Origin of the sequence: Chamaesiphon sp. VAR_69_metabat_338, assembly GCF_031423935.1 — a bacterium.
Taxonomy (GTDB): Bacteria; Cyanobacteriota; Cyanobacteriia; order Cyanobacteriales; family Chamaesiphonaceae; genus Chamaesiphon.
The window spans coordinates 1-4,313 of record NZ_JANPGM010000005.1; the positions used below are offsets into that span (position 1 = coordinate 1).

General features: G+C 41.9%; 6 protein-coding genes, 2 tRNA genes and 2 pseudogenes. 4 read left to right on the forward strand and 6 right to left on the reverse strand.

The genetic code is table 11. From position 1 onward, the window contains the following. The first annotated feature begins 194 nt into the window (after positions 1–194). The 3 genes from RMO84_RS00150 to RMO84_RS00160 all read left to right on the forward strand — a co-directional run bounded on the left by RMO84_RS00150 (position 195) and on the right by RMO84_RS00160 (position 1,153). The gene (locus RMO84_RS00150; RefSeq protein WP_310486381.1) at positions 195–437 is read left to right on the forward strand and encodes a ribbon-helix-helix domain-containing protein; all 243 of its coding nucleotides are present in this window, start codon (positions 195–197) and stop codon (positions 435–437) included. Next, a complete protein-coding gene (locus RMO84_RS00155) occupies positions 422–757 on the forward strand; it encodes a type II toxin-antitoxin system PemK/MazF family toxin (protein ID WP_310486382.1) in 336 nt (111 codons plus the stop codon). Before RMO84_RS00150 ends, RMO84_RS00155 begins: the two co-directional genes overlap by 16 nt. A gap of 123 nt (positions 758–880) precedes the next feature. Further along, positions 881–1,153, forward strand: a complete 273-nt coding sequence (locus tag RMO84_RS00160) for a DUF4926 domain-containing protein (RefSeq protein WP_310486383.1) — start codon at positions 881–883, stop codon at positions 1,151–1,153. A 55-nt stretch (positions 1,154–1,208) separates the two neighbouring features. On the opposite strand, the gene RMO84_RS00165 is transcribed toward RMO84_RS00160, so the two are convergent. The 3 genes from RMO84_RS00165 to RMO84_RS00175 form a co-directional block, all read right to left on the reverse strand. Next, positions 1,209–1,472 (reverse strand): hypothetical protein, encoded by a 264-nt coding sequence (locus tag RMO84_RS00165; RefSeq protein WP_310486384.1) that lies wholly within the window; start codon positions 1,470–1,472, stop codon positions 1,209–1,211. 286 nt (positions 1,473–1,758) lie between these two features. Continuing rightward, a tRNA-Pro gene (locus RMO84_RS00170) sits at positions 1,759–1,824 on the reverse strand. A gap of 72 nt (positions 1,825–1,896) precedes the next feature. Next, a complete protein-coding gene (locus RMO84_RS00175) occupies positions 1,897–2,238 on the reverse strand; it encodes a hypothetical protein (protein ID WP_310486385.1) in 342 nt (113 codons plus the stop codon). Between the two features lie 134 nt (positions 2,239–2,372). On the opposite strand from RMO84_RS00175, the pseudogene RMO84_RS00180 reads away from it, so the two are divergent. Further along, positions 2,373–2,606, forward strand: a pseudogene (locus RMO84_RS00180) (GNAT family N-acetyltransferase); the annotation flags it as partial. 196 nt (positions 2,607–2,802) lie between these two features. On the opposite strand, the gene RMO84_RS00185 reads toward RMO84_RS00180, so the two are convergent. The 3 genes and pseudogenes from RMO84_RS00185 to RMO84_RS00195 all read right to left on the reverse strand — a co-directional run. After that, entirely contained in the window at positions 2,803–3,675 is an 873-nt protein-coding gene (locus tag RMO84_RS00185) for a phosphoribosyltransferase family protein (RefSeq protein WP_310486386.1), read from the reverse strand. Between the two features lie 141 nt (positions 3,676–3,816). Then, positions 3,817–3,890: transfer RNA gene (locus RMO84_RS00190), tRNA-Pro, on the reverse strand. Between the two features lie 143 nt (positions 3,891–4,033). Further along, positions 4,034–4,313: pseudogene (locus RMO84_RS00195) on the reverse strand (NAD(P)H-quinone oxidoreductase subunit 4); the annotation flags it as partial.

A 4,313-nucleotide genomic window follows, 5' to 3' on the forward strand; every position in this document is an offset into this window, starting at 1 on the left:
CTGCGATAACAACATTCTAAAATATCCTTATGTAAAAACAATTTGGTAGTCAACACCCCAGACACTGCCCAAAAGCTAACGTATGCGAAGCAAAAGTTTTTGACTATTCTCTCGATCTCTAACAGTTTGTAATTGACAACAAAGGTCTTAAATTGGTATGATAATTTATCATACCAAAGAATTTGTAAGCATTTATGGCAACGAACAAAGTCGCAATTACGATCGATTCAGATCTATTGTCGAAAGTAGATCTATTAGTCTCACAAAGAGTATTTCCCAATCGGAGTAAAGCAATCCAAGAAGCATTAACCGATAAACTCTCCCTACTGCGTCAAACTCGGTTAGCGAGTGAATGTGCCAAACTCGATCCACAAATAGAACAACAATTAGCAGAAGAAGGGATCGAAGGAGAGTTAATTCAATGGCCGACATACTAAGAGGCGAGATCTGGTGGGCAAATCTCAATCCCACACGCGGGCGCGAACAATCGGGTACTCGTCCAGTATTGATTATCAGCCAGGACGTATTCAATCGGCATTCAGGAACAGTAATTGCTCTGGCTCTGACGAGTCAAGCTCCAAAGGCTGAGTTTCCGCTGACTTTTTTAATTGAATCAGTGGCTTTACCAAAACAGTCTTGGGTAAAAATTAGCCAGATACGGACGTTATCAATAGATAGATTGGGCGATCGAATCAGCCAAATTGCCCCAGAGGAGCTAGCTGTAATTGTTAGCGGATTAAATGAAATTGTCGGTTAAATAATTGCTGATGACTTTTCGGTGTAAATGGTACGATCCTGCCAGTTATTACCGTTTGGCTAGAAAGACAGATCGATGGCAAATTTCAATTCATGACACTTAAACCTAGTAAGGGGTCTTAATATGACAATGGAATTAGATCGAGAAGTCTCATTAACTCGCGACTTACCAGAATATGGACTCAGAGCCGGAGATATTGCAACGTTAGTCGATTTTGTCTCTCATCCAAATAATGGCGAAGAAGGCTGCGTACTAGAAATTTTTAATGCGAAGCGCAAGCGCAACGACAAGTCGTTCGGTGAATCTTTGACAGAGATTGCGGTGCCTATTTCTGCGATCGAAACCTTACGCTCTGACGAAATTTTAGCAGTTCGCACTTTAGCAAAAGTAAACTAATTGTGATTTTGGATTGAATTGGAGATGGTGAGGCTGGGAATGTTAGATCTTCAATCTATCCTAAATTCCCCTCTCTACTGAGGCGACGGATGATGATATCAGTTTTGGTATCGAGCGAGTCAAGTCTGGCATTAACCGCTGTAAATTCCGCTCTCATCTCCGAGCGAGTCGAGCCAATTTCTTCGTAAATCCGATCTAGTACACTGGAAAATTCTTGAGGGGAAATCTGGGTATATTCCAACCTGTCTAGTCTGCGGTTGACCCCGCGCAATTCACGGTTAACGCGATCGATGTCATCTGGTTCTCTGGCTTGAGTCATGTTAACCTCGTATTAGTTATGTTGAGTTCGAGCGCGCTGCTGCAAACAGTCTATCGATCGATTTGCCCCTCGCCTTTGCTGGTGGGGGGTATTTCGATTATAAAGGGCGGTTGCCGTTGATGTTCTCGATCGTTACTTTCATAGGAGGGTAAAAAACAGGGTAAAAGTGTCATGTCTAAACACGCCTAACCACCCTTTCGTTGTCAATAAGACAATGAAAAAGGCTCCAGCAAAGTCACACAGACCTTGCCGAAACCCTTTTCTAATGCTATTTTTTCCTTAATCGGGATGAGAGGATTTGAACCTCCGACCCCTGCTTCCCGAAAGCAGGGGTCATACAAACCTTTAACCTTTAGCTGATAAGACTTTGAAGCGTTCTCAATAAGTGAGCGGTGTAGCTGGCGGTGTAAACAGTCTTTTGAGCCTAAAAAATCTTGCCGAAGAAGAGGATTTTGCCAAAGGTCAAAAGTAGCCCGCCTACAACTGTTACCGTCAGTCCGATGGTGATGCCGCGTGTGGTGAATTCTCCCGATCCCAATCTTTGGTCTAAGTTCTTGGTTTTTTCTTCAAGCTTGCCATCCAAAGCTTTAACTTCAGAACGTAATTCTTTGATGTCGCCCTTGACTTCCGCAAATTTGGTTTCAACATTGGCAAACCCTAGCCGCATCTCTAGAGTGAGATCGGCAATCTGCTTCTGTGTGGCTACGTTTCCAGCCGTAATTAAATCTTTTATCTGCTGAATGTCTGTATCTGTGGCGGTTGTCATGTTAACCTCGAAGTAGTTATGTTTGATTCGATCGCGCTGCTGATAACAGTCCGTTCGGTCGATCTAGCCCTCGCCGTCACTGGTGGGGGCTATTTCGATTATATGGGAAACAGAGGTTCGATCGGGGTTTATAGGTCGATCGCAATTGGCAAGGTAAGGGGATTGGGCGGGGTTTGTTGCGAGATGCGGTGCTGAGGACGCTCAAGGCTGCGGAAATCGCGGGGATACGATCGATCCTGGTTCATGCGATTTCGGAGGAGGCAAAGCAGTTTTACGAGCAGTATCGGTTTACGGCTTCAACGCTAGAGCCTTTAACTTTGATGGTGAAAGTTAGTGATGTGGCTAAGTCACTGGGTTTGCCAGAGTAAAATATTATTAAATGTGGCGATCGATTCTAGTTGAGTAGGTTGGGTTTCGCTTCTTTCAACCTAACCTACAGATTTAAAATATTGTTAGTCAAATATAGTGATCTTCAAGGATAAACCCAGCAATTGTTTTTAAGTAACTCATCAAGATTGAGCCTGCTATAAAGTGAGCTATTAATAGCTAATGCTAACTTTGGCATTATTCTAAATCTGTAAAGGCTTTTAAGAATGGACTAATCGGTGTTAGATAATCTTCTCCATCCAAAGCTTTATGAGCTTCTTCAGCATATTCACATAAATTATTTTCAACAAAACCGATACAATCAGAGATATTATCAAGATCGCATCTCATTGAAGATTCCAGATTATAGATTTCTTCGAGCCATCGATCTTCATCATCTTGTTCTATGTTACTCCTTTCAAAATCAAAAATCATTTCGATCTCCTCTGTTTTTGTATGATGTTCAAAATCAAGGATTTGTAACTCTTCTTGAAATTTCTCTTCAACTAAGCGATGAGCATATTCAACTTGTCTAATAGTCTTGCCTAAGCAGACTATTTTTACTTCTTTAGCTCCCCTCTTAGATATTATTTTTCGACAGGCATTTGTAGAGCTACCTGTCGTTATTACGTCATCGAGCAAGATAACATTTTTATCCTCGATTGATGAAGAATTACTCATTCTAATAGAATCTAAATGAGCGTGCTCGTTTCTACTTCCTAGATTCTGTGAAGATTTGGGAACTGTCTTAAATCTCTCAAGACATCGAATAGCATCAATATATTTTTTATTGTCTTGGACTAAACAGCTAGCTAGTTTTTGTATGCCGGAAGATTCTCCAGCCCTATGTGGCGGAACCGTGACAATGGCAATTTCTTCATCTTCCATTAAATTTGACAATATATTTTTGAAGTAAATAATTGCGTTGATATCACCATTCTTTAAATTTAAAATATACTGACTAAATTCATTGAAATAACAATTATCTTCATACACATCTTTGTAGTGATTGTATTTAGGATGATAGAATCCTATATGAAAAAGTGCAGGGAAATCCTTGAACTTACTCATCTTCAGGTATGAATCCGTAGTTTCAATCGAGCAATAAAAATAGTATTCCCAGATTACAGATACGGATCGTCTATTGGACAATAAAAAAGGCTCCAACAAAGTCGCCAAAACCTTGTCAAAACCCCATTCTATTGTTCTTAATCGGGATGAGAGGATTTGAACCTCCGACCCCTGCTTCCCGAAAGCAGTGCGCTACCAAGCTGCGCTACATCCCGATGTGTCGATGCCATAGGCTAGGTATCGCATCTGTGAATTATAACATCTCGATCGAAAAAGCTCAAAAAAAGCTCCCACATACTGCGGGAGTTTTGGGAGTCAAATCTAATGCCGAGCGTTGCCGATTGGCGCAGACGGAGGATTAACCGTCGATCGATTTGACTAGTCTGGGCGCGCGGAAGAATTCGCCTAACGCGACTGGATTGGATGGTTTGTGCGCGATCGTCGGGACGGAATCGCGGAGGTGTGCTGTTAGTGTGGTAGTGGTCGAATCGTAAATCTGGGTGAGGAGTTTGGGATAAAAACCGACACCGATAATCGGGACGAGCAGACAGGCGATGATAAATACCTCTCTGGGTTCGGCATCGATTAACTCTTCATGTTCGACTAGTTCTTTGTTTTCCACGCCATAGAAGATTTCC

What these genes read in the sequence shown, in the direction of transcription:
- RMO84_RS00150 (WP_310486381.1), top strand. Translation starts at nt 195, where the DNA reads ATGGCAACGAACAAAGTCGCAATTACGATCGATTCAGATCTATTGTCG.
- RMO84_RS00155 (WP_310486382.1), top strand. Translation starts at nt 422, where the DNA reads ATGGCCGACATACTAAGAGGCGAGATCTGGTGGGCAAATCTCAATCCC.
- RMO84_RS00160 (WP_310486383.1), top strand. Translation starts at nt 881, where the DNA reads ATGACAATGGAATTAGATCGAGAAGTCTCATTAACTCGCGACTTACCA.
- RMO84_RS00165 (WP_310486384.1), bottom strand. Translation starts at nt 1,472, where the DNA reads ATGACTCAAGCCAGAGAACCAGATGACATCGATCGCGTTAACCGTGAA.
- RMO84_RS00175 (WP_310486385.1), bottom strand. Translation starts at nt 2,238, where the DNA reads ATGACAACCGCCACAGATACAGACATTCAGCAGATAAAAGATTTAATT.
- RMO84_RS00185 (WP_310486386.1), bottom strand. Translation starts at nt 3,675, where the DNA reads ATGAGTAAGTTCAAGGATTTCCCTGCACTTTTTCATATAGGATTCTAT.